This is a genomic window from Brevundimonas variabilis, assembly GCF_014199945.1.
Lineage (GTDB): Bacteria > Pseudomonadota > Alphaproteobacteria > Caulobacterales > Caulobacteraceae > Brevundimonas > Brevundimonas variabilis.
Map to the genome: position 1 here is coordinate 246939 of NZ_JACHOR010000005.1, position 26506 is coordinate 273444.

General features: G+C 67.2%; 23 protein-coding genes and 1 pseudogene. 10 read left to right on the forward strand and 14 right to left on the reverse strand.

Translation table 11 applies throughout. The annotated features are described in order from the left end of the window. Window positions 1-39: 39 nt before the first annotated feature. The 3 genes from fabB to mutM all read right to left on the reverse strand — a co-directional run bounded on the left by fabB (window position 40) and on the right by mutM (window position 2851). Window positions 40-1269 carry a beta-ketoacyl-ACP synthase I gene (fabB, locus tag GGR13_RS14780; RefSeq protein ID WP_183214344.1) on the reverse strand — a complete coding sequence of 410 codons (1230 nt, stop codon included), beginning with the start codon at window positions 1267-1269 and terminating at the stop codon, window positions 40-42. A 57-nt stretch (window positions 1270-1326) separates the two neighbouring features. Next, on the reverse strand, window positions 1327-1869 hold the full coding sequence (gene fabA, locus GGR13_RS14785; protein ID WP_183214345.1) for a 3-hydroxyacyl-[acyl-carrier-protein] dehydratase FabA: 543 nt from the start codon (window positions 1867-1869) through the stop codon (window positions 1327-1329). A gap of 106 nt (window positions 1870-1975) precedes the next feature. After that, window positions 1976-2851 carry a bifunctional DNA-formamidopyrimidine glycosylase/DNA-(apurinic or apyrimidinic site) lyase gene (gene mutM / locus GGR13_RS14790; RefSeq protein ID WP_183214346.1) on the reverse strand — a complete coding sequence of 292 codons (876 nt, stop codon included), beginning with the start codon at window positions 2849-2851 and terminating at the stop codon, window positions 1976-1978. A 345-nt stretch (window positions 2852-3196) separates the two neighbouring features. On the opposite strand from mutM, the gene GGR13_RS14795 reads away from it, so the two are divergent. From GGR13_RS14795 to GGR13_RS14815, 5 genes and pseudogenes are all read left to right on the forward strand, one after another. Then, complete coding sequence (locus GGR13_RS14795) at window positions 3197-4615, forward strand: DNA recombination protein RmuC (protein WP_221230730.1); 1419 nt, start codon at window positions 3197-3199, stop codon at window positions 4613-4615. Between the two features lie 275 nt (window positions 4616-4890). Beyond that, window positions 4891-4969 (forward strand): annotated as a pseudogene (locus tag GGR13_RS16945) (hypothetical protein); the annotation flags it as partial. Between the two features lie 183 nt (window positions 4970-5152). Further along, window positions 5153-5341 (forward strand): helix-turn-helix transcriptional regulator, encoded by a 189-nt coding sequence (locus GGR13_RS14805; RefSeq protein WP_183214348.1) that lies wholly within the window; start codon window positions 5153-5155, stop codon window positions 5339-5341. A gap of 9 nt (window positions 5342-5350) precedes the next feature. After that, window positions 5351-5935 carry a hypothetical protein gene (locus tag GGR13_RS14810; protein WP_183214349.1) on the forward strand — a complete coding sequence of 195 codons (585 nt, stop codon included), beginning with the start codon at window positions 5351-5353 and terminating at the stop codon, window positions 5933-5935. A 44-nt stretch (window positions 5936-5979) separates the two neighbouring features. Further along, window positions 5980-6960, forward strand: a complete 981-nt coding sequence (locus tag GGR13_RS14815) for a TraB/GumN family protein (protein WP_183214350.1) — start codon at window positions 5980-5982, stop codon at window positions 6958-6960. Between the two features lie 202 nt (window positions 6961-7162). On the opposite strand, the gene GGR13_RS14820 is transcribed toward GGR13_RS14815, so the two are convergent. The 3 genes from GGR13_RS14820 to GGR13_RS14830 form a co-directional block, all read right to left on the reverse strand. Then, window positions 7163-8728: a carboxylesterase/lipase family protein gene (locus GGR13_RS14820; RefSeq protein ID WP_183214351.1), complete on the reverse strand. Its 1566-nt coding sequence runs from the start codon at window positions 8726-8728 to the stop codon at window positions 7163-7165. 3 nt (window positions 8729-8731) lie between these two features. Continuing rightward, window positions 8732-9835 carry a sugar kinase gene (locus tag GGR13_RS14825; RefSeq protein WP_183214352.1) on the reverse strand — a complete coding sequence of 368 codons (1104 nt, stop codon included), beginning with the start codon at window positions 9833-9835 and terminating at the stop codon, window positions 8732-8734. Window positions 9836-9921: 86 nt separating this feature from the next. Then, entirely contained in the window at window positions 9922-12903 is a 2982-nt protein-coding gene (locus tag GGR13_RS14830; RefSeq protein ID WP_183214353.1) for a TonB-dependent receptor, read from the reverse strand. A gap of 177 nt (window positions 12904-13080) precedes the next feature. On the opposite strand from GGR13_RS14830, the gene GGR13_RS14835 reads away from it, so the two are divergent. Beyond that, window positions 13081-14481 carry a pectate lyase family protein gene (locus GGR13_RS14835; RefSeq protein WP_183214354.1) on the forward strand — a complete coding sequence of 467 codons (1401 nt, stop codon included), beginning with the start codon at window positions 13081-13083 and terminating at the stop codon, window positions 14479-14481. A gap of 3 nt (window positions 14482-14484) precedes the next feature. On the opposite strand, the gene GGR13_RS14840 is transcribed toward GGR13_RS14835, so the two are convergent. Genes GGR13_RS14840 through GGR13_RS14855 form a run of 4 tightly spaced genes read right to left on the reverse strand, consistent with a single transcriptional unit; the run spans window position 14485 to window position 18117 of the window. Beyond that, window positions 14485-15765, reverse strand: a complete 1281-nt coding sequence (locus tag GGR13_RS14840; RefSeq protein ID WP_183214355.1) for a TRAP transporter large permease — start codon at window positions 15763-15765, stop codon at window positions 14485-14487. 2 nt (window positions 15766-15767) lie between these two features. Then, on the reverse strand, window positions 15768-16274 hold the full coding sequence (locus GGR13_RS14845; RefSeq protein WP_183214356.1) for a TRAP transporter small permease: 507 nt from the start codon (window positions 16272-16274) through the stop codon (window positions 15768-15770). Window positions 16275-16315: 41 nt separating this feature from the next. Further along, on the reverse strand, window positions 16316-17308 hold the full coding sequence (locus tag GGR13_RS14850; protein WP_183214357.1) for a TRAP transporter substrate-binding protein: 993 nt from the start codon (window positions 17306-17308) through the stop codon (window positions 16316-16318). Further along, window positions 17305-18117, reverse strand: a complete 813-nt coding sequence (locus GGR13_RS14855; RefSeq protein WP_183214358.1) for a 2-keto-4-pentenoate hydratase — start codon at window positions 18115-18117, stop codon at window positions 17305-17307. The genes GGR13_RS14850 and GGR13_RS14855 overlap by 4 nt, the downstream gene beginning before the upstream one ends. Window positions 18118-18248: 131 nt before the next feature. Between GGR13_RS14855 and GGR13_RS14860 the strand changes: the two genes are divergently transcribed. The 4 genes from GGR13_RS14860 to kduD all read left to right on the forward strand — a co-directional run bounded on the left by GGR13_RS14860 (window position 18249) and on the right by kduD (window position 22381). Next, window positions 18249-19625, forward strand: coding sequence for a pectate lyase family protein (locus GGR13_RS14860; RefSeq protein ID WP_183214359.1), 1377 nt, complete (start codon window positions 18249-18251; stop codon window positions 19623-19625). Between the two features lie 65 nt (window positions 19626-19690). Next, window positions 19691-20734 (forward strand): substrate-binding domain-containing protein, encoded by a 1044-nt coding sequence (locus GGR13_RS14865; protein ID WP_183214360.1) that lies wholly within the window; start codon window positions 19691-19693, stop codon window positions 20732-20734. A gap of 61 nt (window positions 20735-20795) precedes the next feature. Continuing rightward, window positions 20796-21629, forward strand: a complete 834-nt coding sequence (gene kduI / locus GGR13_RS14870; protein WP_183214361.1) for a 5-dehydro-4-deoxy-D-glucuronate isomerase — start codon at window positions 20796-20798, stop codon at window positions 21627-21629. Continuing rightward, window positions 21626-22381 (forward strand): 2-dehydro-3-deoxy-D-gluconate 5-dehydrogenase KduD, encoded by a 756-nt coding sequence (gene kduD, locus GGR13_RS14875; RefSeq protein ID WP_183214362.1) that lies wholly within the window; start codon window positions 21626-21628, stop codon window positions 22379-22381. Before kduI ends, kduD begins: the two co-directional genes overlap by 4 nt. 9 nt (window positions 22382-22390) lie before the next feature. Here kduD and GGR13_RS14880 read toward each other — a convergent pair whose 3' ends face one another. From GGR13_RS14880 to GGR13_RS14895, 4 genes are read right to left on the reverse strand one after another with little or no spacing between them, the layout of a single operon-like run. Continuing rightward, entirely contained in the window at window positions 22391-22819 is a 429-nt protein-coding gene (locus tag GGR13_RS14880; RefSeq protein ID WP_183214363.1) for a response regulator, read from the reverse strand. Continuing rightward, window positions 22816-24774: a sensor histidine kinase gene (locus tag GGR13_RS14885; protein ID WP_183214364.1), complete on the reverse strand. Its 1959-nt coding sequence runs from the start codon at window positions 24772-24774 to the stop codon at window positions 22816-22818. Before GGR13_RS14885 ends, GGR13_RS14880 begins: the two co-directional genes overlap by 4 nt. Next, a complete protein-coding gene (locus tag GGR13_RS14890; RefSeq protein WP_183214365.1) occupies window positions 24771-25394 on the reverse strand; it encodes a response regulator in 624 nt (207 codons plus the stop codon). Before GGR13_RS14890 ends, GGR13_RS14885 begins: the two co-directional genes overlap by 4 nt. 2 nt (window positions 25395-25396) lie before the next feature. Then, on the reverse strand, window positions 25397-26494 hold the full coding sequence (locus tag GGR13_RS14895; protein WP_183214366.1) for a sensor histidine kinase: 1098 nt from the start codon (window positions 26492-26494) through the stop codon (window positions 25397-25399). Between the last annotated feature and the right edge of the window lie 12 nt (window positions 26495-26506).

Consider the following 26506-nt stretch of genomic DNA (forward strand, 5'->3'; position numbering starts at 1 on the left):
CGGCTTTAGACGGAACCGGTGCCTTGCGGAAGGCTAGCCTCACACCTTGGAGAAGATCACCGTCCCGTTGGTGCCGCCGAAGCCGAAGCTGTTCGACATGACAGTGGTCAGTTCGCCGTCGTGGCGCTGGCGCAGGATGGGCATGCCCTCGAACTCGGGGTCGAGGTTTTCGATGTGGGCGCTCTCGGAGGCAAATCCGCCGTTCAGCATCAGCAGCGAATAGATCGCCTCCTGTGCCCCGGCCGCCCCCAGGCTGTGGCCCGTCAGCGACTTGGTCGAGGAGATCATCGGCAGATCGTCTCCGAACACATTGCGGACCGCGCCCATTTCCCGCAGGTCGCCGACCGGGGTCGAGGTGCCGTGCGGGTTCAGATAGTCGATCCGCCGGTTGCCGGCCTGGGCCATGGCGATCTTCATGCAGCGTTCGGCACCCTCGCCCGACGGCGCGACCATGTCGTAGCCGTCCGAGTTGGCCCCGTAGCCGACGACTTCGGCATAGATCTTCGCTCCGCGGGCGACGGCGCGCTCATACTCTTCCAGCACGACGATGCCCGCACCGCCGGCGATGACGAAGCCGTCGCGGTCCTTGTCATAGGCACGCGAGGCGACCGAGGGCGTTTCGTTGAAGTCGGAGGACATGGCCCCCATGGCGTCGAACATGTTCGACATCGACCAGTCGATATCCTCGACCCCGCCCGCAAAGACGACGTCCTGCTTGCCCCACTGGATCTGCTCGGCGGCCGCGCCGATGCAGTGGGCCGAGGTCGCACAGGCCGAGCTGATCGAATAGTTGACGCCGCGCATCTGGAACCAGGTGGCCAGCACCGCTGACGGACCTGACGCCATGGCCTTGGGCACGGCGAACGGGCCGATCCGCTTGGGGGCTCCCTTTTCGATCGTGGTCTGTGCGGCCTGCAGGATGACCTGGGTCGAGGGCCCGCCCTCACCGACGATGACCCCGATCCGGTCGTCGCGGATCTCTTCGGGGGTCATCCCCGAGTCCTTCAGCGCTTCCTCGAAGGCGATGTGGCCCCAGGCCGTGCCATTGGCGAGGAAGCGTGCCGCCCGCCGGTCGACCAGCGGGGCCCAGTCCTCGGCCGTCACGCCCAGCGACGGTGGAGCCCAGACCTGCGAACGGAAGCCGTATTTGATGTGGTCCGGGGCCGCGACGACGCCCGACCGCGCCGAGCGCAGCGAGGCTGTAACCTCTTCGGCACCTGTGCCGATAGAAGAAACGATACCCAGTCCGGTGACGACAACACGCCGCATTTCTCGATCCCTAACTTCAATCCTGACGATCCGCGTTGGCCGCGGTTATTGTATGTTTCAACCGCCTGCGGGTGTTGCCGTGTCCGAAGCCGCCCCGAACAGGCCGACCCGCATGTCCGTTGCGGTATAGATAGGGACGCCATCGGCTTCGAGCACCCCGTCGGCGATTCCCATCACCAGGCGGCGGTTGATCACGCGTTTCAGGGTGATCTTGTAGACGACCTTCCTGACGTCCGGCTGGACCTGGCCCGTGAATTTTACCTCGCCCACGCCCAGCGCCCGCCCGCGTCCCTGGCCGCCGATCCAGCCGAGGTAGAAGCCGACCAGCTGCCACATGGCGTCCAGCCCCAGACAGCCCGGCATCACCGGATCACCGATGAAATGGCACTGGAAGAACCAGAGGTCGGGATGGATATCCAGTTCCGCTTCGACATAGCCCTTGCCATGCTCGCCGCCGTCGCCGTTGATCTGGGTGATCCGGTCGAACATCAGCATGGGTGGCGCGGGCAGCTGGGCATTGCCCGGTCCGAACAGCTCGCCCCGGCCCGAGGCCAGCAGGGCGTCGCGATCGAACGACGCCGGATATCGGGATTGGCTCAAGGGGCACTCCAGACTTCGAAAAGGCGACGACCTGTCGGCGCGCCTGTGTTGCGCCGGGGTTACACGAGCCGGGCAGGGGGCTCAACACCCCCGGTGCCGACAGGTCTCACCGCTTCTGGCAGGCCGGACAGTAGAAGGTGGAGCGCCCGCCCTGGACGATGCGCCGGATGACGGGATGGCGGTCGTCCGCACGACACGGTTCGCCCTCGCGGCCATAGACGTCGAACCGGTGCTGGAAGTAGCCCTGGCCACCGTCGGCATTGGCAAAGTCACGGAGCGTCGATCCACCCGCAATGATCGCCTCGTTCAGGACGTCGCGGATCACGGTGGTCAAGGTCTCCAGCCGGGCCCGGCTGATCGCCCCGGCGGCCACGGTCGGGGATATCCTCGCCCTGAACAGGGCCTCGCAGACATAGATATTGCCCAGCCCGGCGACGATCCGCTGGTCCAGCAGGCTGACCTTGACGTTCTGCTTGCGCCCCCGGAAGGCCTCCAGCAGATGCGCAGCCGAAAAACTGTTGCCCAGCGGTTCGGGCCCCATGGCCGTGAACCAGGGGTGGGTCTCCACCGCGTCGGACCCGATCAGCCCCATGAAGCCGAACCGGCGGGCATCGGCAAACCCGATCCGGGTCGTGGCATCACCGGCGTCTCCGGATTGCACGGCGCACAGGCTCATATGCTCGTGCTTGCCCGCGATCGGAGCCGCCTCGACGAACTCGCCCAGTTGCGTTCCGTCCAGGGTGAACCGGCCCGTCATGCCCAGATGGCTGACCCAGGTCTCCCCGGTCGACAGCGGGAACAACAGATATTTCGCCCGTCGCTGCAGCGACAGCACCGTTGCCCCCTCCAGCCGCTCGACGAACCGGTCGGGGAATGGAAACCGCAGATCGGGCCGGTTCTGGCGCACCCGCGTCAGGGTCGCCCCGTGCAACACCGGCTCCAGCCCCCGCCGGACCGTCTCAACCTCAGGAAGTTCAGGCATGACGGCGTTCTAGAGGGACGGAGCCTGCATGCAAGCTATCAACCCCTACGCAATCAATCCGCTCATCCCTGCGAAAGCCGGGACCCAGTGTTTTGGCCCTACCGGCACATATGTTCGGCGCAGCACCTGATCCTGCGCATCCTGCCTCAAAAAAACGCTGGGTCCCGGCTTTCGCCGGGATGAGCGGAACATGGAAATTCCAATAGCCAATCCGCCCCCATGCCGGGTTTGGCGACCGCGCCGACTCTGGCTAGGAACGGAGCGGGAACGCACGGGCGTGCGACCGTTTCGGTCGTGCCGGTGTGTTTGAGGTCACGGCCTCTCCCACGATCAACGAGGACCGTCTTGCCCGAAACCGACCTGTTCCAGCTTCTGATACTTCTCCTTGCCGGCATTGCCGTCATCGTCGGCTTTCTCGCCTGGCGGGCCGTTGGTGCCGTTGCCGAAGGCCAGCGCCGTGCCGAGACCGATGATCGGGCCGGGGCCGCCGTTCGCGCCGAGTTCGCAAGCCTGCGCGCCGATCTGGATCGGGCCAACGCCACCCAGAGGATGGAACTCCAGAACGGGCTCAAGGCCCTGAGCGACAGTCTAGACAACCGGCTGGGCGGCCTGACCGCCAATCTCAACCTGCATTTCACATCGTTCGCCGACGTCCAGAAGAAGACCGGCGATGCCCTGGCCGAGACCCAGCGGCTGCGCCTGAATGACGTCAACGCCACCCTGGGCAAGCTGACCGAGACCCTGACGGCGCAGCAGATCGAGGGCCGCAAGGCCATGGCCGAGGAACTGGAGAAGGTCCGGGTCACCCTGACCGACAACCTGGCGGGCCTGCGCAAGGAGAACGAGGCCAAGCTGGAGGAGATGCGCAAGACTGTCGACGAGAAGCTGCAGTCCACGCTCGACCAGCGGCTGGACGCCAATTTCAAACAGGTCAGCGACCGGCTGGAATCCGTCCAGAAGGGCCTGGGAGAAATGCAGAGCCTGGCCACCGGTGTCGGCGACCTGAAGCGCGTCCTGACCAATGTGAAGTCCCGCGGCACCTGGGGCGAGGTCCAGCTGGGGGCCCTGCTCGAGGACACCCTGACCTCCGAGCAGTATGCGGCGCAGGTCCAGGTTCGGCCTCGCAGCCTTGAGCGGGTCGATTTCGCAGTGCGCCTGCCGGGCCAGGACGACGATGGCCAGGTGTGGATTCCGATCGACTGCAAATTCCCGCACGAGGACTATGCCCGTCTGGTCGCGGCCCAGGAGAGCGCAAATCCGGTCGAGGCCGAGGCGGCCGGCAAGGCGCTGGAGCGGGCGGTCATGGCCCAGGCCAAGATCATGGCCGAGAAATACATCCAGCCGCCCCATACGACCGACTTCGCCTATATGTATCTTCCGACCGAGGGCCTGTTTGCCGAGATCGTGCGGCGGGAGGGCTTCACCGCCGAGCTGCGCGCGCGTCACAAGGTCGAGATCGCCGGTCCCAGCACGCTGACCGCCATGCTGAATGCCTTGCGCGTCGGCTTCAGGTCGCTGCAGATCCAGAAGAAGTCCAGCGAGGTCTGGACCGAGCTGGGCAAGGTCAAGTCGGCGTTCGAGAAATACGGCGAGACGCTCGAGGCCGTCGACAAGAAGCTGGACGAGGCCAAGAACAAGGTCGCCGATGTCGGCCGCAAGCACCGGGCCGTGGTGCACAGCCTGCGCAATGTCGAGAGCCTGCCTGCGCTGGAGGTCGTCTCGGTCGCCGCGCTGCCCGAACCCTCGGACCAGGCCGCCGAATGAGCCCCGAAACCCGCTCTGACAAGGGTGCTTGACAGGCGGCCACCATAATGTAAAACACCCTTGTCAAACAGACAGGGGGCCTTGTCATGAACCAGTCCAGACCGCGACGACCATTCGGCCTCCGGGCCTATGCCGGGACGATGCTGGCCACGGTGGTGGTGGCGGCAATCGCGGGGGCCGGTTCGGCCATCTTCGGCGAGGGATCGGGTTGGGCAGCCGTCGGGATCAATGCCGCCTTCTTCACCGTTGCCATGGCCGCGGGAATGACAGCCTGCGTCTGGTGGTGGCGCGGGATCGACGAGGCGGCGCGGGAGGCTCACAAGGTCGCCTGGTGGTGGGGTGGCTCCGGCGGCATGGCTGTCGGCGGTGTCATCCTGTTGTCGGTCGTCCTGCCGGACGAAGGGGCGGCCCTTCTGGAAGGTCTGTCCGGGCCGGACCTTTTCGCCGCCGGCATGGGCGCCGTCGCGGGCTGCCAGGTCCTCGGTTACACGATCGCCTGGGCGGTCTGGTGGCTGCGGCACCGGTGAGGGCGGACCGATGAACAACCGTCTGAAAGTGCTGCGTGCCGAGCGGGACTGGAGCCAGGCCGACCTTGCCGAACAGCTCGGGGTCTCGCGCCAGACCGTCAATGCCCTGGAAACGGGCCGCTACGACCCCTCCCTGCCTCTGGCCTTCAGGATCGCCCGGGTCTTCGGCCATCCCATCGAATCCATCTTCTCGGAATAGGAGACTGACATGGTGACGCGTTCCGATACTCCACCCCCGCTCGCGCTCAAGATCCTCGGCATCCTTGCCCTGGCCGGTTTCGGTGCCGCGACCGGTGCCGCCGTGGCGAGCCTTGCCGCCAGCCGGGCCATGGCCTGGTCGGACGAGGTCGCCCTGGTGATGGCGGTGGGTCTGCTGGCTATGGCCATCGCCAGTGCCGTCGTCATGGCGACCCGACCGGCCAGCGTGCCCAAGGGCTGCGGGCTCCTTCAGATCGCCACCCTGCTGCTGGCGTCCGCCATGTTCCTGCTGCCCATCTATGGCGGGCAGTTCGCCACGGCGGATGTCGTCTTCGGGGCCGTCATCGTCCTGCTGGTCATCCAGACCGTGACCAATGTCCTTCTCTGGAACAAGGCTGACGAGATGTTGCGCCGGATCATGGCCGAGACCGGGGCCATGGCCTTCTTCGCCTGCCAGGCGGCCCTGTTCGTCTATGCCGCGGCCGAACGGCTGGACCTTGTCGGACCCGTATCCAGCTGGGGTCTGATCGGCATCACCATGGGCGTCTACCTCTGTGCCTCCTGCCTCGCCGCCGCCCGGCGCGGCATCCACTGACCCTCTTCTTCTCGACTGACCAACCTCAACTCAAGGAAACCAACATGACCCTCGCTTCCCGTCTGAAATCGACCACCGCCGGTGTCGGCCGCTGGGTCGTCGGTGCAGCCCTGGGTGTCGGCCTGTGTGCCGCCCTCGCTACCGGCTTCCCGAGCCAGGCCCTTGCCCAGTCCGCTGCTCCCGCTGTCCCGGCGGCTGTCGCGGCCGTCCCGCCCGCCACAGGGGCCGGTCCAGCGCTTTGGGTCGTCAAGGATGCCGACTCGACCCTGTATCTGTTCGGAACGGTCCATGTGCTGCGCCCCGATACCGCCTGGGGCTCGCCCAAGGTCGATGCCGCCCTGGCCAGCGCCGGAAACGTGATCTTCGAAATCTCCAACCCCGACGATCAGGCCGCCATCATGCCCCTGGTCCAGTCGCAGGGCATCTCGCCGGATCGTCCGCTGTCCAGCCTGCTGAACGCCGAGGAAATCGCCAGACTGGACGAGGCCGCCAAGGCCATCGGCGCCAGCGCGGCCCAGATGGACCCCCTGCGGCCCTGGCTGGCTGCGCTGTCGATCGCCATGGCCCCGTTGCAGAAGGCGGGCTACGACCCGAAATCCGGCGTCGAGACGGTCCTGAAGGCCCGGGCCGAGGCCGCCGGCAAGCCTGTCACCGGTCTGGAGACCATCGACAAACAGGTCGGCATCCTGGCCGGCCTCAGCGAAGAGACCCAGCTGGCCTTCCTGCGCTCCTCGCTCGAGGACTATGAGGAAGCTGCAACCGAACTCGACCGGATGGTGGTGGCCTGGTCCAATGGTGACGTCCAGACGCTCGAGGATATCGCCGTCGACGGCATGCGCGAAGCCTCGGACGAGATCTATCAGGCCCTGCTGGTCAAGCGGAACACCGACTGGGCGGACCAGATCCAGACCCTGCTCGCCGGATCCGGCACGACCTTCATCGCCGTCGGGGCCGCTCACCTGGCCGGTGACGACAGCGTGCAGGAAATCCTCGGTGACCGCGGCGTGACCGTTACCCGCGAATAGGCTTCTGCATCCAGAGATCGGGCCCGGCCCTCGCGCCGGGCCTTTTTTCGTTTCCGCTCATCCCGGCGAAAGCCGGGACCCAGTGATTTCGAGACTCGCGGTGTCCGGATCGCGGTCTGATGTTCGCACCATCGAATGGCTTGCCCAAAGCACTGGGTCCCGGCTTTCGCCGGGATGAGCAGCGAGGGAGATGGAACGGGTCCTAAGTCCCCGGCTGGACATAGGGATAGCGGGCAAAGAACCGACGCTCGTCTCCCCGCGGATCGGCCTCGACCCGTGTCTGACGGTCGAAGATCATCGTCGGCCGGTCGGCCAGGTCGAAGCGAGGCCAGACCTGTCCCGCCACCGCGCCCGGCGACCCGGTCCGGGCCAGGGCGATGAAGGCATCGCTCATCCGGTCTGACACGCTGCGGGCGTCTGGCCCCATCATCCGCGAGCCCGGCGTGTCCAGCGTCCCGAACACCAGCGGGATGTCGGCCGTGTGAAAGGCTCCGGTCCGGCCGTCCTCCAGCGTCCCGGCCAGGTCCAGCTGATAGACCCAGGTCGGGTGGCCGGCCGTGGCGCGCGCTTCGGCCTCGATCACCGCGGCCCGCCAGCTGCGCCCCGCCGTCGTGGCTCGGATCAGGACCTGATAGGGCGACCAGTCGGGATGCATGGCCCGGTAGGCGGCGATGACCGTCTCCGGGTCGACATCGACCCTGAGGACATCCGGCGTCATCCGTCCCGGCAGGTCGTTCCAGGTCAGGTCGACGGGTGCGACCCGGGGCCCGAGGAAGGCCAGGGTCTCCTCGCGGGTATTGCCGATGATCATCGGGATGGCCGCCGACTGCGCCGGGGCATCCGGATAGAAGGGGTGCCGCGTCAGGGTCAGGTCATCCACCACCGGGCCGAAATACAGGCTGCCATAGCCGAGGACTGGATCGGTAATCCGCGCGGCCTGCAGCAAGCGGGCTGGATCCGTCGTCGCCAGCTCCGCGACGCGGTCCCCGGCCAGTCCCAGCTCCGCCAGCCAGGCCCGAGTGCGGGTCGTGGCATTATTGGGTCCCGAGGCCGTGACCTGCTGGCCGCTCATGGTCGCCACGGCGTGGAACAGGCCGGCCGCTGCCGGAGTCGCCATCAGGCTCGCGATCTTGGCCCCGCCGCCGGACTGGCCGAACACCATGACCCGGCCGGGGTCACCGCCGAAGGCCGCGATATTGTCCCGGACCCATTCCAGGGCCAGGATCAGATCCAGCAGCCCGGCATTGCCGGAGGCCGCGAATGTCCCGTCCAGCCGCTTCAGGAAAGCGTGACCGAACAGGTTCAGCCGGTGGTTCAGGGTGACGACCACGACGTCGCCCCGCCGCGACAGCCGGGTCCCGTCGTACAGCGGATCCGACCCGGACCCCGTCGCATAGGCCCCGCCGTGGACATAGACCATGACCGGCCGGGCCGCGTCGTCCACCCCGGGCGTCCAGACATTCAGGAACAGACAGTCCTCGGACTGATCCGGCTCCGGGCTGTTCTGGGGGCAGGCCGGACCATAGGCCAGCGCCTCGACCGGCGTTGTCCAGGGCTCGGGCCGGCGTGGCGGCTGGAAGCGACGGGGGGCTGTGTCCGCCCCATAGCGGATGCCCCTGAACACCTGCGTCGGGCCGTCGCGGGTCCCGATGACCGGTCCATGGCGGGTGGCCACGACGGGCGAGGCCGGTGCCGCGCGCGCGCGGGACGTGGCGATACCCGCCAGCCCCAGCCCCAGCAGGCCCGTCGCGGAGCGCCGGGTGATCATGGGCTAGCGGATCGTGCGGGCGTCGCCGCCGCTGGCCAGGGCGATGACCTCGGCGCGACTGGCCATGGAGGCATCCCCCGGCGTCGTCATGGCGAGGGCTCCGTGCGCAGTACCCCAACCGAGCGCCGTGTCGAGGTCATGGCCCTCCATCAGCGCGACCGCGAGGCCAGAGACAAAGGCATCCCCGCCGCCCACGCGATCCAGGATGTCGACCGTCTCGCGGACCGGGGCCCGGTGAACCTGCCCGTCCGCCCAGGCGATGGCCGACCAGCCGTTCTGGCTGGAGGTCGTCGGCCGCCGCAGGGTGGCGGCCACAAGCCGGGTCTCGGGAAAGGTCGCGGCGAACTGCGGAGCCACGGCGGCGAAGTCGTCGCCATCCATCGGGTCGCCCGCCGGGGGCTTGCCCAGCTCGAGGCCGAGGCAGGTCTCGAACCCGTGCCGGTCGCCGATCATGACGTCGACGCTGCTCGCGATCCGCCGGTTGACCGCGCGGGCCGCGTCCGGGTCCGGATGGCTGTTCCACAGACTGGCCCGGTAGTTCAGGTCATAGGAGACGACGGTGCCGTGGCGACGGGCAGCCTCCACAGCCTCGATGGCCACCTGTGCGGTCGTGGCCGACAGGGCGGCAAAGATCCCGCCGGTGTGGAACCAGCGAACCCCGGCGACCCCGAACAGATGGTCCCAGTCGATCTCGCCCGGGGCGATCTGGCTGGCAGCCGAGTTGGCCCGGTCCGACACGCCCAGCGCCGGACGCAGGCCAAAGCCGCGCTCGGTGAAATTCAGCCCGACGCGGGTGTTTCGGCCGATCCCGTCGAAGTCACGCCAGAGGATGTGGCGGCGGTCCACCCCGCCCTGGGCGATCAGGTCCTCTGTCAGGCGCCCCAGCTCATTGTCCGGCAGGGCCGTGACGACGCTGCTGCGCAGGCCGAACGTCCGTGCCGCGGCCCGGGCCACATTGTATTCGCCGCCCCCCTCCCAGACATCGAACGACCGGGCATTGCGGACACGCCGCTCGCCGGGATCGAACCGCAGCATGACCTCGCCGAGCGCGACCATGTCCCACTGGCAGTCGGCGGCAGGTCGGAGGGTCAGGAGAGGATTGGACATGGGCAGGCTCGAAAAAAGGGCCGACGACGGTTGCCCGTCGCCGGCCCAGAGTCACGTTCAGGAGAACGATTGGCAAGAGCGGAGGCTCAGAACTTGTAGCGGGCTCCGATGTAATATTGACGGCCCGTGTGGTGATAGACAGAGGTGGACGACCGGCTGCCGTCGCCGACGTACTGGTGGTTCTCTTCGTCGGTCAGGTTCAGCCCCTCGAAGGTCACCGTCACCTGGTCCGTCAGGTTATAGGAAGCCGACATGTCGAGGTTGAAGGTGTCCTTCTTGCCCTCGATCGAGTTGCCGTTCCGGCCTGGCACGTTCTGCAGATACTGCTCGCGGAACGCAGCCGACACCCGCATCGAGAAGGTGTCATCCTCATAGTAGAGGGTGCCGTTGTAGGCCGTCGGGGACAGGTTGATCAGATCGTCCGTCACGAAGGTCGTGCACAGGGCGTTGTTGCAGTAGTCGATCTCGGACGCGACCTTGGTGTAGTTCAGCTGCACGCCGGTGTTGGCCAGAAGGCCCGGCAGGAAGGTGAACGGCTGCTGGTAGCTGATCTCGAAGCCCTTCAGCGGCCCGCCCTCGGTGTTCACCGCACTGGTCAGCTGGAAGATCGTGGTCGGCGAGCAGGTCCCGGAACAGAAGCCCGGCGCGAAGGCCGAGGGGTTCAGCGCGGTCAGGGCCTGATACTCCAGGTCCTGGCGGATGATCTGGATGTAGGAGTCGATGTCCTTGTAGAAGTAGGCGAAGGACAGCAGGCTCTCGGGCGCGAAATACCACTCGAGGCTGAAGTCATAGGTCGTGGCCCGGAACGGATCGAGGCCGACGTTGCCGATGCTGGCCGTGTAGTTCGGACCGGTCGCGGCCAGCGAGGTCGTCGGCACCAGGTAGTTGGTGCCGGCCAGGGTGTTGCCGATCTGCGGCCTGGCCATGACCTTGGCTGCGCCGAAGCGGACGATGACGTCCTCCATCGGTTCCAGCGCCAGGTTCAGCGACGGCAGGGTGTCGTCGTATTCATTGGTGCCCGACACCGGCGTGCCGCCGCCCGTGGACGAGAAGCCCTCGGCCAGCAGCTTGGTATTGACCTGACGAACGCCGACGTTCCCGCGCAGGGGCATGTCGAACAGCTGGGTCTCGAAATCGGCCTGGAGGTAGAAGGCCAGATCCTCTTCCTCGATGTTGCGGTTGCCGCCGCGCGCATTGCCGTTTGTGATGCCCGTCAGGCGGAAGTCGCCGCCGACGAGGCCCGTGTCGCAGTTGCAGTAGATGTTGAACAACTGGGCGATGGCCGGGAGGTTCGGGATCAGCCACGAGGTGTCGACACCCGCCGGAACGAGGTTGCGGCCGTAGCCGGTCAGCAGGCTGGTGATGTCGGCCAGGGAGGTTCCGGCAGGCAGGGCCGGGACAACGGTCTCGTCGGTACGCCGCAGCTCGAACGAGTCCGAACCGAAGGTCTTGTAGTTGATGCCGCCCTTGATCGTCAGGCTGTCGTTGACGTCGAAGGCGAGGTCGGCCTGGGCCGATTCAAAGACCGTCTCCACGCCATTGGGACGCAGGCGGATTTCCGAGCGCGGCACGGCCAGGGTGGAGTTGCGCCACTGCCAGTTGGCCGGGCTGGTGACGTCAAAGCCATAGTTGATGACCGGCGTGTTCGGATTGCCCCGGAAGTCGTAGGAGAAGCCCTGGGTATTCGAACGATCGATGGTGACCGTGGTCTGCACCGGGTTGTCGAACACCGACTCGGCGCGCCCGACGTAGAACCGGCCCCGCAGGCGATCGCTGAAATCGTGCTCGGCAGTGAAGCTGACCTGGGTGAACTCGGTCGAAAGCTCGTCGAACCGCTGTTCCGAGCGGATGTCGACATTGTCGAAGATGCCATAGACCAGGGCGTTGTTCTCGACGGCCGCGTCGCGGACGTTGATCTGGGTCTGGCCACCGGCCGCGGCGTTGCGGCTGAACGACAGGCTTTCGAGGAAGTCTTCCTGACGGGTGGCGTCCAGCTTCGAATACAGGACGTCGAGGCTGAAGGTCGTGGTCTCGACCGGCCGGTACTGGAACGACCCCGTGACGCCCAGCCGTTCCTGGCTGTGGGTCAGGCGACCATAGCGCGGCAGGCGCGGAATGAAGACGTTGGGCTGGTTGGCCGTGTTGTAGGCCGCCACGTTCGCTGCCGTATTTGGCAGGCGGGGAATGCCCGTGGCACAGTTTGCGGCAGTCGAGCCGGTGGCCGTGCTGTTGCCGGGGTTGGCTGGCGTGACGCCGAGCGGCGAGCAGAAGCCGCCCGAGGAGTTGGTCCCGACCGCCGGAGCCCAGCGCACCGAACTGAATCCTTCTTCCAGCGTATCGCGCTCGGAATAGGCAAGCGAAATCAGCGCTCCGAACTTGTCGTCGGCGAAGGTGTCGCTGAGCAGGAAGGCGACGCGCGGATTGTAGTTTTCCGACAGGTCGTTGTAGCCGGCCTGGACCGAGGCTGCGGCCGTGAAGCCTTCATAGTCGAACGGACGTGTGGACTGCAGGTCGATCGTCGCGCCAAGGGAGCCTTCCTCGGTCTCGGCTGCGGCTGTCTTGCGGACCGTGATCGAGTTGAAAAGCTCGGCTGCGAAGACGTTGAAGTCGAAACCCCGGCCCCGGTTGGCGCCGCCGGACGAGTCCGTGCCCCCGGTCGTGGCCTGGGCCTCCATGCCGTTGATGCGGGTGCGGGTGAAGTCCGAGCTCAGGCCGCGAACCGTCAGCGACCGGCCTTCGCCGGCATCACGGTCGATGGATACGCCCGGGATGCGCTGCACGGCCTCGGCCAGGTTCAGATCCGGGAAGTCGGCGATGTCCTCGGCGACGATGGCATCCACCACGCCCGCCTCGCGGCGCTTGATGTTCAGCGCGGCGTCAAGACTGGCGCGGAAACCGGTGACGACGATCTCGTCGACGGTGGTCTCGGCCGGGTCCTGAGATGCCGGTGTGGACTGGGCCGAAGCTCCGACCACACCCAGGGTCATGGCGATGGCGAGCCCCGAGGCTCCGGCCACCAGCGTCTGGCGAAGGGCGCTACGCGCGCCCGATTGCATGATCTTGTACATATGCCTCCTCCCAGGGACACATCGGGCCCCGGGATGATGCCCTGGACCAGCGACTATGTGGTTGAGGCGGATCTTCCGTCCGTCCTCGTCGTCGAGCTTAGAAGTTCAATCTTGTTGACACCGGTGTCATTGTGTCATGGCTGCATTCTGACACCGGTATCATGGAAGCCTAACCTGATGACGACCTCCGTTGCAAGCCTGTCGTACGCAAGCGTGGCCATGGTGGCCGTTCTGTCGCTCGCTTCGACGAACGCTGTGGCGCGGGAAGCACGCGCAGACACACACCCGTTGCTTCACGCCGGCACGGATAGCCGTTCCGTCCCCGCCTTTCCCGGCGCAGAGGGTGCCGGCCGGCTGGCGCTGGGCGGACGCGGAGGACGGGTCCTGCGGGTCACGACGCTGGCCGACGCGGGCCCCGGCAGCCTCAGGGCCGCCGTCGAGGCCGAGGGACCCCGGACCATCATCTTCGACATCGGCGGCACCATCCGGCTGGCCTCGCCCCTGACCGTGCGTCGGGGTCTCGTGACGGTCGCGGGCCAGACGGCGCCCGGCGGAGGCATCACCCTCAGGGATCATCCCCTTGTCATTGCCGCCGACGATGTCGTGGTCCGCTATGTCCGGTCCCGGCTGGGGGACGAGAGCGGGGTGGAGGCCGATGCCGTGTCCATCACGCGCGGCCGGCGCATCATCCTGGATCACATCTCCGCCTCATGGTCGGTGGACGAGACCCTGTCGGTCGGCAGCCGCTATGATCCACCGGAGCGGGGCATCTATGACGTCACGGTCCAGTGGTCGCTGATCGCGGAAAGCCTGAATGCCTCGGGTCATGACAAGGGCGACCATGGCTATGGTTCGCTGGTCCGGGGTGGCCATGGCGCGCGCATGACCTTTTATCACAATCTGTGGGCCAGCCACCGGGCGCGGATGCCGAGGCCCGGAAACTACAATCGGCCGGCGGTCGATCCGCGGGGGCCATTGTTCGAGTTCCGGTCCAACGTCTTTTACAACTGGGGGGCCGGCCATGCGGGCTACAATGCCGACACCGAAAGCCTGTCGGCCTATGCCTTCATCGGCAATGCCTATCTGACCGGACCGAATTCCACCGGTGCCATCGCCTTCGAGGAGGACAATCCGCTGGCCCGGGCCTGGTTCGAGAACAATGCCATGAATGGCGCGGTGCCCGCCGATCCCTGGAGCCTGATCAAGGGGGCGGACCGCCCCGGTTACCGGCTGCAGGCCCGTCCGGACTGGGCCGAGGCCGTCGCGGCAACACCGGACCAGACCCTCGCTGCGGTTCTAGAGCGCGCCGGGGCTTCGAAGATGCGCGATGGCGTCGACCAGCGTGTGATCGCGGGTGTTTCCGACCGGTCCGGACGGATCATCGACAGCCAGGCAGAGGTGGGCGGTTGGCCGGACCTGTCGCCCGGAATCGCCTGGGCCGACCGAGACGGCGACGGCATGCCCGACGACTGGGAAACGGCCCATGGCCTCGATCCGGCAGACCCTTCGGACGGGGCGACCGACGTCAATGCCGACGGCTACACCCATCTGGAGGACTGGCTGAACAGCCTGGCCTGACACCTATTTCATCAGGCTGGGCAGCCACAGCGACAGGGCCGGAACGAAGGTCACCAGCATCAGGACGGTCATACAGGCCAGGTAGAAGGGCCAGATCGACTTCAGCGAGGCGGTCATCGGCACACCGGCGATGGCCGACCCCACGAACAGCACCGACCCCACGGGCGGTGTGATCAGGCCGATCCCGGCGTTCAGCAGGAGGATGACGCCGAACTGCACCGGGTCCACGCCAAAGGCCTTGGCGACCGGCAGGAAGATCGGGGTGCAGATGATGATCAGCGGGGCCATGTCCATGAAGGTTCCCAGCACCAGCAGGATCGCGATGATCAGTAGCAGGATGATGATACGGCTGTCGGTCAGGCTCTGCAGACCTTCGACCATCATCGCGGGGACCTGCAGATAGGCCATCAGCCAGCCGAAGGCTCCCGCTGCGCCGATGATGAAGAGCACGGCCCCTGAAGTCTTGACCGCCCCCATACAGGCTTCCCTGAAGGCGGCGAACGACATCTGGCGATAGACGAGGCCGGTCACGACGGTGGCATAGACCACGGCGATCGAAGCGCTCTCGACCGCGGTGAACACCCCGGCGCGGATACCCGTGAAGATGATGGCGACCAGCAGCAGGCCCGGGATCGCGGCGACCAGCCGCGTGAGTACAACACCAAAGCCGGGGAAGGCCTCGGCGGCATAGCCGCGTTTCCGGGCCACGACATAGGCGGTGATCATCAGGCTGATGGCCAGAAGCCCGGCCGGCAGGATGCCTGCGGCGAACAGGTCGGAGATCGAGACTCCGCCTCCGGCTGCGGCGGAATAGAGGATCATGTTGTGCGAGGGCGGGACCAGCAGCGCCACCAGCGCGGCCGATATCGTGACGTTAACGGCATAGTCTGCGTCATAGCCGCGCTTCTGCATCTGCGGGATCATGGTGCCGCCGATGGCCGAGACGTCCGCGATGGCACTGCCCGACACGCCGCCGAACAGGGTCGAGCCGACTACGGTGACCTGACCGAGGCCGCCTCGCACATGGCCCACCATGGATGCGGCCAGCGCGATCATCCGGTCCGACAGCCCGCCCTTCATCATCAGCTCGCCGGTGAAGATGAACAGCGGAATGGCCAGCAGCGAGACCGAGGTGATGTCGGAGCCCATTTGCTGGAACACCACGATCGGCGGGACCGCCAGATACAGGACCGTCGCCAGGGTGGCGGCCAGCAGGGAAAAGGCCACCGGCACACCGATCGCCAGCAGCACGGCGAACAGGCCGAACAGGATCACGAATTCCATGTTCAGAGCTCCGGTGCGCTTTGGGGGTGGGCATAATCGCCGGTCAGCAACCGCTCGATGGCGAACAGCAGGATCAGGCCACCGCCGACGCAAAGGCCGGCGAATTTCAGCCCGGCAGGCAGGGGGGCTCCGGCCATGGCCACGGACCAGTCGTCCAGCATCAGGGTGCCGCCGAAGATCATCAGCGCCGCACCCGTGGCGGCCGCGATCAGCCGTGACAGGGTCAGGGTCAGCAGCCGGCCCGGGCCCGGCAGACTGTCCTGAAGCGACTGGAAGGCAAAATGGGTCTCGCGTCGCACGGCGACCGCGGCACCGAACATCACCACGATGCTCATCAGCAGCAGTGCCAGCGGTTCGGTCCAGCCGGGACTGTCGTTCAGGACGTAGCGGGCGAACACCTGCCAGGCCTGGATCAGGGCCATGAAGACCAGGGACACGCAGGCCGCCCCGATCACGATCGTGGTCAGCCGGTCCAGCGCACCCGTCAGGCCGCGAAGAGGTTCAGACATTCACGGGCCCTCCCTGAGCACCGAATGGATCGCGCGTCGGTTCAGGCCGTTGCTGCGATACGGTCGAAGAGTCCGCTCAGGCGCGGACCCTGGATGTATTTGTCGAGTACCGGCCGGACGGTGGCGGCGAAGGCCTCGCGGTCGACCGTGGCGACCTGGACCCCGGCGGCGATGACGGCGGCGCGGGCCTCAGCCTCGCGACGGTCCCAGTCGGCCCGCATGACGGCGACCGACCGGCGGGCGACGTCCCGCACCAGGTCGCGATCGGCGGCGCTCAGCCGGTCGAGGCTCGCCTTGGACATCAGCAGGGCGTCGGGCGAGAAGGAATGCTGGGTGTCGGACCAGAACCGGGCCACCTCGAACTGGCGGCTGGACTGATAGCTGGGCCAGTTGTTCTCGGCCCCGTCGATCAAATGGGTCTGCAGCGAGGAAAAGACGGCACCGAAGGTCAGGGGCGTCGGATTGGCTCCCATGGCACGGATGGCATCCAGGAAGATGTCCGACTGCGGAGCCCGCATCTTGAGCCCAGTCAGCTGGCCGGGCTCGGTCACGGGGTGGCGGACATTGTAGAAGCTGCGCGGGGCGGCATCGTAATAGGCCAGCCCGACCAGCCCGCGACCCTCGAACACATTCAGCAGTTCGGTGCCGATGGGGCCGTCCACGACGGCGCGCACATGGTTCACGTCGCGGAACACATAGGGCAGGGCCAGAAGCCGGGTCTCGGGAAAGGCGTTGTTGAGAGCCGCGACGGCCACGCGACAGATGTCGACGGCCTCGAACCGGGTCAGGCCGATGGAGTCGTCTTCCGACCCCAGCTGTCCGGCCGGGAACTGCCGGATCCCCAGACGGCCACTCGTCAGCCGGGCCAGCTCCTCGCCCATCCAGCGTACCGCAGATACCGTGGGATAGTCGGCCGGGTGGACGTCGACGGCGCTGAACAGGGTCTGGCCCTTGGCTGTCCCTCGCGGTGCACAGCTCGCCAGCCCCACTGTGGCTAGGCCGGTCAGCCCCAAAGTGCGGCGGGTCAGGCTCATGCAGGCGCTCCCTCGGCGGCGACGGCAAGACAGTGAATCTGGCCGTCAGGCCCGAAATCGGCGATCGCCGACTGGCCGATGTCGATCGGATGGACCCCTGTCGCAGCGCCGGTCGAGACGATCTGGCCAGCCTCGAGCCTGCGTCCGCGCCGATGCAGCAGGTTCAGCAGGAAGGCGAGGGAATCGAGCGGGCCATTGGGGATGGAGGCCGCGCCTCCGGTGCCGATGACCACGCCATCGATCCGGGTCTCGCAGGTCAGTCCTGCCAGCCGCTCCTGCCAGTCTGGAATTTCCTGACCGAGAATCAGACCGGCATTGTTGCCGAAGTCGGACGCCGTCACGGCCGGCCCGTGGGCGTTGATGCCGGCAAAGGGACTGCCCGCGATCTCGATCCCGGTCAGGGTGCGGGCGACCAGCGGGCGTACTGTTTCGGCGGTCCAGTCATCGCGATCAGGCGGCGACTCGCCAAGGACGAGGACATACTCCGCCTCGACCGCGGCAAAGCCGCCGTCGATGACGTCGAACCGGGTCGGCGTCGCGCCGGCTCTCCAGACGTTGCGCGAAAAGATCGGCCCGGCCAGCCGCCCGGCACCATAGTCGGCATCATGCGGGGCATTGATGCGGCCCAGCTTCCAGCCTGCGATCTGGTCCGGCCATGCCGCGATGGCGCTGTCCTGGATCGCATAGGCATCGGCCAGGGTCACCGGTGGCTCCCCCGGATAGTCGGTCAGGGCGCGGCTGCCGGATCGCGCCAGGACAAAGGCGTGCGCAATGGCTTCCGAACCTGAAAAATCGTTTGCGTGGTTCACGCGGCCTCCCCGTTTGCATTCAGCATTGCGCAGGATGGAAACCGGTGTCAATTTGAATCGAAAGCGGCCCGTCGAGAGGCCGTATATCCGGGTTGCCTCCCCTGGCGACCTTGTGGAGAGGAATGGAAACCATGTCGTCACGCCCGATCCTCGCCGGCCTGCTGGCTCTTGTCGCAGCGATCGCGGCACCCCTGTTCGGCGCGCCGGTCATGGCCCAGACGCCGGCTGTCACGGCGGACGAGGCTGCGCTTCCGGCCTTCCCGGGAGCCCTGGGCTGGGCCGCTCGCACGCCCGGCGGGCGGGGCGGGGAAATCCTCCGCGTCACCAATCTGAACAGCGAGGGGCCGGGTTCGCTGCGCGCCGCCATCGAGCATGACGGCCCTCGCATTGTGGTGTTCGAGGTCGGGGGCGTGATCGATCTCGACAAGAAGACGCTGCGGGTGCGCAACCCCTTCATCACCATCGCCGGCCAGACCGCCCCGTCGCCGGGCATCACCCTGATCCGCGGGGGTATGGACATCACCGCCCATGATGTCGTGGTCCAGCATCTGCGGATCCGCCCCGGTTCAGCGGGCGGCGAATGGATGAGTGGCTGGGACGAGGACGGCATCTCGACCATCGGGGCCTACAACGTCATCATCGACCACTGCAGCCTGACCTGGGCCACCGACGAAAACCTGTCGGCGTCCGGCCCCCGTTTCACCGGCTCCACGCCGGCCGAATGGCGGGCAGGTACCAGTCATGCCATCACCTTCTCGAACAATCTGAACGGCGAGAGCCTGGCCTATTCGACCCACTCCAAGGGCGAACATTCCAAGGGTTCGCTGATCCACGACAATGTCACGGACCTGCTGATCGTCGGGAACCTGTATGCCCACAACTATGAGCGCAGCCCCTTGTTCAAGGGCGGCGTCCATGGGGTGATCGTCAACAATCTGATCTACGATCCGGGTCCGCGCGCCATCCACTACAACCTTGCGCCCGAGGAATGGGGAACCGTCCCCTATGAGGTCGGCAAGATGTCGGTGGTCGGAAACGTGCTGCGGGCAGGGCCCTCGACGCCGACCGACCGTCTGGCCTTCATGATGATCGGCGGGGCGGGCGACGTGGAATACTATGGTCGGGACAATATCGCGGTCGATCAGGTCGGAGACCCGATCCGCATGTTCGGCCGCTACACCACCTCGCCGGCCCGGATCATAGAGGTGCGCCGTCCGCCGGTCTGGTGGCAGGGGCTCGAGCCGATCCCCGCCGAGCGGGTGCAGGGGGCTGTCCTGGCCAATGTCGGCGCGCGGCCCTGGGATCGCGACCAGCGCGACGTCCTCCTGATCGCCGAGGTGGCCGAAGGCCGGGGCGAGATCATTGACCACGAGCGCGAGGTCGGGGGCTATCCTGCTGTCGTCGAGGCGACCCGCAAGCCGTTCAATCCGGCAGACTGGGACCTGCGGTTCATGACGCCCCTGCGGGACGACGTGCTGGATCGGCCCGCCCAGCGCCGGGGCACCTGAGCGGGGGGACTGACACCGCTGGCCATTCGGGCTAGAGCGTCGAGACACGATTGAAAGACCCCTGAGTGAGCGAACCGAAACGGCCCTCCGGCAAGCCGGCCACGATCAACGACATCGCTCGCCTGGCCGAAGTGTCCAAGAAGACGGTCTCGCGGGTGATCAACAACTCGCCCTTCGTCAAGGAGGACACCCGCCGGCGGGTGGAGGCGGTCATCGCCGAACATGGCTACAGTCCGGACCCGCAGGCGCGCGGACTGGCCTTTCGGCGTTCGTTTCTGGTCGGGATGATTTACGACAACCCCAGTCCCAACTATGTCGTCAACATGCAGCAGGGCGTGCTGGACGCGGTGCGGGGTGCCGGACTCGAACTGGTCGTTCATCCCTGCAACCGGGCCAGCGATCGCTTTCTGGACGAGGTCCGCAGTTTCATTGTCCGGCAGAAGCTGTTCGGCGTAATCCTGCCGCCTTCGGTGTCCGAGGACGACCGGGTCGTGCAGATCCTGAAGGCGGCGGACTGCCCCTATGTCCGGATCGCCTCGGTCTCTCTGGACGTGCCGGAATGCATGGTGGTGACCCACGACAGCCGGGGCGCGGCCCGTGCTGCCCGGCATCTGGCCGAGCTGGGCCATCGCAGGATTGCCTTCATCTCGGGCCCGGACAGTTTCCGGTCCTCGCACGAGCGTGGACGCGGGTTTCAGGATGGTCTCGCCGAGCATGGCCTGAAGCTGGACCCGGCCTATGTGCGCAAGGGAGCCTACACGTTCGAGTCCGGGGTCGAGGCTGCGGCCGAACTGCTGGCCCTGCCCGAGCCACCGACGGCCATCTTTGCCGGAAATGACGAAATGGCGATCGGGGTGATGAAGGCGGCCCGCGACGCCGGCATGGATGTGCCGGGCGATCTGTCGATCGTGGGCTTCGACGACCTGCCGATGGCCTCTCGCGTCTGGCCCAATCTTACCACGGTCCGTCTGCCGATCCGCGACATGGGGCGGATGGCGGCGGAAAAGCTCACCGCAGGCTTGCACGGCCTCGATGCCGCGACGATGATCCAGCCCGAGGTCGACCCCTCGCTGGTGGTGCGGGACTCGACGACGGGCCCTCGCCCCTGAGACACGTCTTGCAGCCGGTCATGACACCGGTTACCTAGCCCCGACCCGAATGGAGCCCGTCATGTACCAGAAAACCTACCACGCCACCCATCCGGACATGATGCAGGGGGTCACCAACGACCAGCTCCGTGACCGCTATCTGATCGATGGCCTGTTCGCTGCGGGCGAGATCCGGCTGAACTATACCCACTACGAGCGGTTCGTGATCGGGGGCGTCCAGCCGGGCCCCGCCAGCGTGACGCTTCCGCACCAGACCGAGCCCGCCTCGGCGGCCGGACATCCGTTCCTGGAGCGTCGCGAACTGGGCGTGGTCAATGTCGGCACGCAGACCGGGACGGTCACCGTCGACGGCGAGGCCCATACGCTCGCGCCGCGGGATGGCCTCTATATTCCGATGGGTTCGGTCGACGTGACCTTCTCGGGCGACACGCGCTTCTATCTGGCCTCGACACCGGCCCATGTCCGTTATGCCGTCAAGCATATCTCGATCGAGCAGGCCGTGCCGCTCGAGCGGGGTGCGCTGGAGACGTCGAACGAGCGGACCATCTACCAGTACATCGTCCCCGCCACCTGCCAGTCCTGCCAGCTGCTGCTCGGCCTGACGATCCTGAAGACCGGGTCGGTCTGGAACACCATGCCGCCGCACCTGCATGACCGGCGCTCCGAGGTCTATTTCTACTTCGGCCTGAACCCCAATGACCGGGTGTTCCACTTCATGGGCGAGCCTGACGCCGCCCGTCACATCGTGATGGCCGACGGCGAGGCCGTGGTGTCGCCGCCCTGGTCGATCCACATGGGCTCGGGCACGTCCAACTACACCTTCATCTGGGCCATGGGCGGCGAGAACCTGGACTACACCGACATCAACCAGCTCGACATCTGCCAGCTCAAATGAACCCGTTCGATCTCAGCGGCCGGGTGGCGATGGTCACCGGGGCCAACACGGGCCTGGGTCAGGCCATTGCCGTCGGCCTGGCCCGGGCCGGTGCCGACATCGTCGCCGTCGGACGTTCCGCCCCGACCGAGACGGCCGGGCTGGTGCAGGCGGAAGGGCGGGCGTTCCACGCCATCCCGGCCGACCTGTCGTCGATCGCGCCGGTCGCGGACGTCGTCCAGCAGGCGATCGCGGTCGCAGGGCAGATCGACATCCTGATCAACAATGCCGGGATCATCCGCCGCGCCGACAGCCTGGACTTCTCCGAGGCGGACTGGGATGCGGTGATGGACACCAATCTCAAGACCGCCTTCTTCCTCAGCCAGGCGGTTGCCCGCACCTGGGTTGCGGATAGCCGGGGCGGCAAGATCATCAACATCTGTTCGATGCTCAGCTTCCAGGGCGGGATCCGGGTACCCTCCTACACGGCGTCCAAGTCGGGGCTGGCCGGCCTGACCAAGCTTCTGGCCTGCGAGTGGGCGTCAAAGGGCATCAACGTCAACGGCATCGCGCCGGGCTATTTCGCGACCAACAATACCGAGGCCCTGCGCGCCGACGAGGGCCGCAATCGCGATATCCTGGCGCGGATTCCGGCCGGCCGGTGGGGCGATCCCTCTGACCTGTCCGGGGCGGCGGTCTTCCTGGCCTCCGACGCTGCCGCCTATGTCCATGGCACGGTGCTGGCAGTGGACGGGGGCTGGCTGGCTCGCTGACGGGTCTCGTCAGGGACGGCGCTGGAAGGCCTGTCGCGTTTCCAGCAGCACCCAGCTGCGCATCAGCATCTCGGCCACGTCATAGGGCTTGAGCAGGACATCCCGCGCCCCGAGGGCCAGGGCCCTCAGTCGGGCCCGGACATTGGTGTCGGCCGTCAGCACCAGGATGGGCAGATAGGCGTCCACCGGTGTCAGCCGCCGGAAGCTGTCGAGCAGCTCATAGCCGTCGATGCCGGGCATCATCAGGTCCAGCAGGACCAGGTCCGGCGGCGTCTGTGCGAAATCCGCAAGGGCCGCCTGGGGGTCAAGGAAGGTCACCACGCCGTGGAAGCCTTCGCGGGCAAACGCCTTCTCGACCAGGCTGAGGTTTGCGGCCTCGTCGTCGACGGCCAGAATCCGCGCAGCCTTCACCGTCGCATCGTTCGGGACCACCCTCATTCCGCTGTCTCCGACCGGGATGGGGCCGCTTCCGCGACCGGACGGGTGGGCAGGACAAGGCTGAAGACCGAGCCGGCACCCTGTTCGGCGGCGCGGTAAAGGACGTCCCCATTCATGGCCCGAGCCAGCCCCCGCGACAGGGCCAGCCCGAGGCCGGAGCCCTGGGCTCCGCTCCACCGGTCGGCGTCCAGCCGGTCGAAGGGGGTGAACAGGCGGTCGACGAAGTCGGCGGCCACGCCGGGGCCCTGGTCGCGGACATCGATGACGGTGCGCGACGGTTCGGATCGCACCTCGACCACGACCCGGCCGTCCCGACGGTTGTACTTCACCGCATTGGACAGCAGGTTCAGCAGCACCTGGAGCGTGGCACGGCGATCGGCCCAGGCCCTGGCCTCGCCGGGCTGGAAGCGGATCTCGATCCCGGCGGCCTGGGCCTGGGGCGTCGTCAGGGCAATGGCTTCCCGGGCCAGTTCATCGACCCTGACCGGCTCGGGGTTCATCGTGTGACCCCCGGCCTCGATCCGGGCGATGTCGAGGACCTCGTCGATCATTCCGAGCAGATGCCCGCCGGCCCGCGCGATCTGCTCGACCGCGTGACCCTGGTCGGGGCCGAGGAGCTCGCGATCCATGTCCAGCAACTGGTTGAAGCCCAGGATGGCGGTCAGGGGCGTGCGCAGTTCGTGGCTCATGCGCGACAGGAACTCGCTCTTGGCCATGCTGGCCCGCTCGGCCTCGTTACGGGCGGCCTTGAGGGCTTCTTCGGCCCGCTTCCGGTCGGTGATGTCCCGGGTGACCTTGGAAAAGCCCTGCAGCTCGCCCGCTTCGTCGCGGACCGCGGTGATGACGACATTGGCCCAGAAGCGGCTGCCATCCCTGCGCACGCGCCAGCCTTCGTCCTCGACCCGGCCGTCGGCTGCCGCTGCGGCCAGCAATCGTGACGGCGTCTCCCTGCGGCTTTCCGGCGGATAGAAGATCGAGAAGTGGTGCCCGATGACCTCGCTGGCATTCCAGCCCTTGATCCGCTCGGCCCCCACGTTCCAGCTCGTGACATGGCCTTCGGTGTCGAGGGCGAAGATGCCGTAGTCGCGAACGCCCTCGATCACCCGCCGATAGCGCTCTTCGCCGTCGCGCAGTTCGGCCTCGCGCCGTCTCAGGAGCTCGCCGGCCTCCACAAGTCTGCGCGCAAGGCGTCCGATCTCGTCCTGGGCATGATCCCGTGTGGTGAGGGGTTCGCCGCGTTCCAGGCGTTCGGCGTCGCGTTCCAGCGTCCGGACCCGCCGGACGATGCCGCTGAACAGAAGCTGCACGGCTGCAAGACTGGCCAGAAGGCCAATGACCGCCATGGCCGCGGTCAGCCCGAGAGTCCGGCTCCGCTCCGAATCGGCGCGCGCGCGACGGGCATCCAGCAACTGGCCCTCCCGGCGCTGCATGGCCTCGATCTCGGCCCGCAGTCCGTCGAGGACCCGCTTGTTGGCGACCAGGGCCTCCGCCACCTCGCGGGTCGTCAGGCTGTCCTGGCTGCCGGCGCCCGGCATGGCGGCCAGCTGGGCCAGACCCTGCCGCTTCTGGATCACCAGCGCATCGACCCGCGTCAGACGCGCCCGGATCTCGGGGTCCCGCACGCTGGCCCGCAGCCGCGCGAGGGTCAGGGGCAGCAGGGCCTCGGCCTTCGTGTAGGGCTCGAGAAAGGCCTCCTGTCCCGTCAGCCGGTAACCCCGGACACCGCTCGCCGCCTCGGCCAGCAGGGCGTGGACCTCGTGGATGTCGCGCTGGATGGCGAAGGTCAGCCGGACGGCGCGTTCCGCCTCGGCCTCCGCGCGGCTAGACAGATGCAGGGCACCGATGCCACCCAGAAGGATGGCAAGAGGCAGCGCCACCACGACCAGCCCCTTGGCTGCCAGACCCAGGTCCGCCCACGCGGTGGCCGGGCGCAGCCATGCGCGGAGCCGGCTCATCGCTGGGCCCGGGTCTGCAGGACCGCCGCCTGGGTCCGGTCCGTGACGCCCAGTTTGGCGATGACACGCTCGACATGCACCTTCACCGTCCCGGGCCCGATGCCGAGCGCCCGGCCGATCTCCTTGTTGGTCAGGCCGTCGGCGATGCAGGTCAGCACCTCGCGCTCGCGGGGCGTGAGGCGGGCCAGGTCATCCTCACGGGGACCAGCAGTCGGCTCCAGCGCGCGCCGGATCAGATCGGGGGGAACGGCCGTCCTCCCCTCGCCAACGGTCCGGACCGCGTGAAGCAGTTCGCTCCGGCCGGCATCCTTCAGCACAAACCCCGTCGCGCCGGCCGACATCGCCGTCCGCACATACTCCGGCGTGTCGTGCAGGGTGAGCATGAGTACCCTTACGTTCGATCCCCGGACTATGGCGCGCGCGGCCTCCAGCCCCGTCATGGCCTGGCCGAAGCGGATGTCGAGCACAGCCACGTCCACACCGCCGGCCAGTGCGCGGGCCACAGCGTCTTCCGCCGTAGCGGCTTCTCCGACGACCTGCAGGTCGGGCTCCCGCTCGAATACGGACCGCAATCCCTCGCGGGTCAGTTCGTGGTCGTCGGCGATCAGGAGGCGCAGCATGCTCAGGCTCCGGCCAGAGGCATGGTTGCACGGATCCGGAAACCGTTGCCCAGGGGGCCGGCCTCCAGCGTGCTCGCCACGGCGGTCAGCCGTTCACGCATGATCTCCAGCCCAAGGCGCTCCGCAGCCGAGTGGGGGTCGGCCGGCCGCCGACCGCCATCATCGGCAACCGTCAGTACGACCTGTCCTGCCGCGTCATCCAGGATCAGCTCCAGTTCGACGGTCGAGTCGGGTGCATGCTTTGCGGCATTGTTCAGGCCCTCCTGTGCGACGCGAAAGATCAGCGTCTCCTGCCAGTCGGGAAGCCGGCGCATCCCCCGCTCGCGCACATGGACCCGATGTCCCAGGGCCTCGAGTCGCCGGCCCTCCTCCTGCAGTGCCGCAACCACGCCCAGATCGTCGAGACTGGTCGGGCGGAGGCCGGCGATCAACCGCCGGAGATCGCTCACCGAGCGTCTGGCGACATCGATCAGAATGCCCACATCCCTGGACAGGGCGGCGTCGGCCTCTGCCGGAAGGTCAAGCTGCAGCAGTTCGAGCCGCCGGTGCAGGGCGGTGATCTGCTGGGCCACGCCGTCGTGCAGATCGGCCGAAAGCGCCCGGCGTTCGGTCTCCTGGGCGCGTACGACTTCCGACAGAACCTGCTCCAGTTCCCTTTCCCGCTGGGCCAGTCGAGCCAGCAAACGGGCCTGCCCGCTCTGCTGATGGGCCATGATCAGGCGGCTTTCGATCATCTCGACCAGGAGCTTCAGTGCCTCCTCATCTTCACCGGAACCCGCAGACGCAGGATTTCGCGATCCCCAGAGGACAAGGCCGTGCCCCGTCTCCCCCTGATCGGCCAGACGCTCGAACGCCAGAAGCCGGGCATCGGAGGGCAGGGGATTCCCGGCCCTGTACGGGGCGCCATGGGCATAGCCGGTAAACAGCGCCGCCTTCTGGCTGGCCCTCGAAAGCGCGGTCTCCAGCCCGTCGCTGTCCACGGTCTCGAGTTCGCGGCTCACCTGGATCAGAAGACGCAGCCTTGCCGCCCGCGCCTCGGAGTCGCGAAACAGGGACCGGAGATCGGTCGAGGCAGGGTCGGAAGTGGCCAGCGCGTTCATGAGGATCGGACC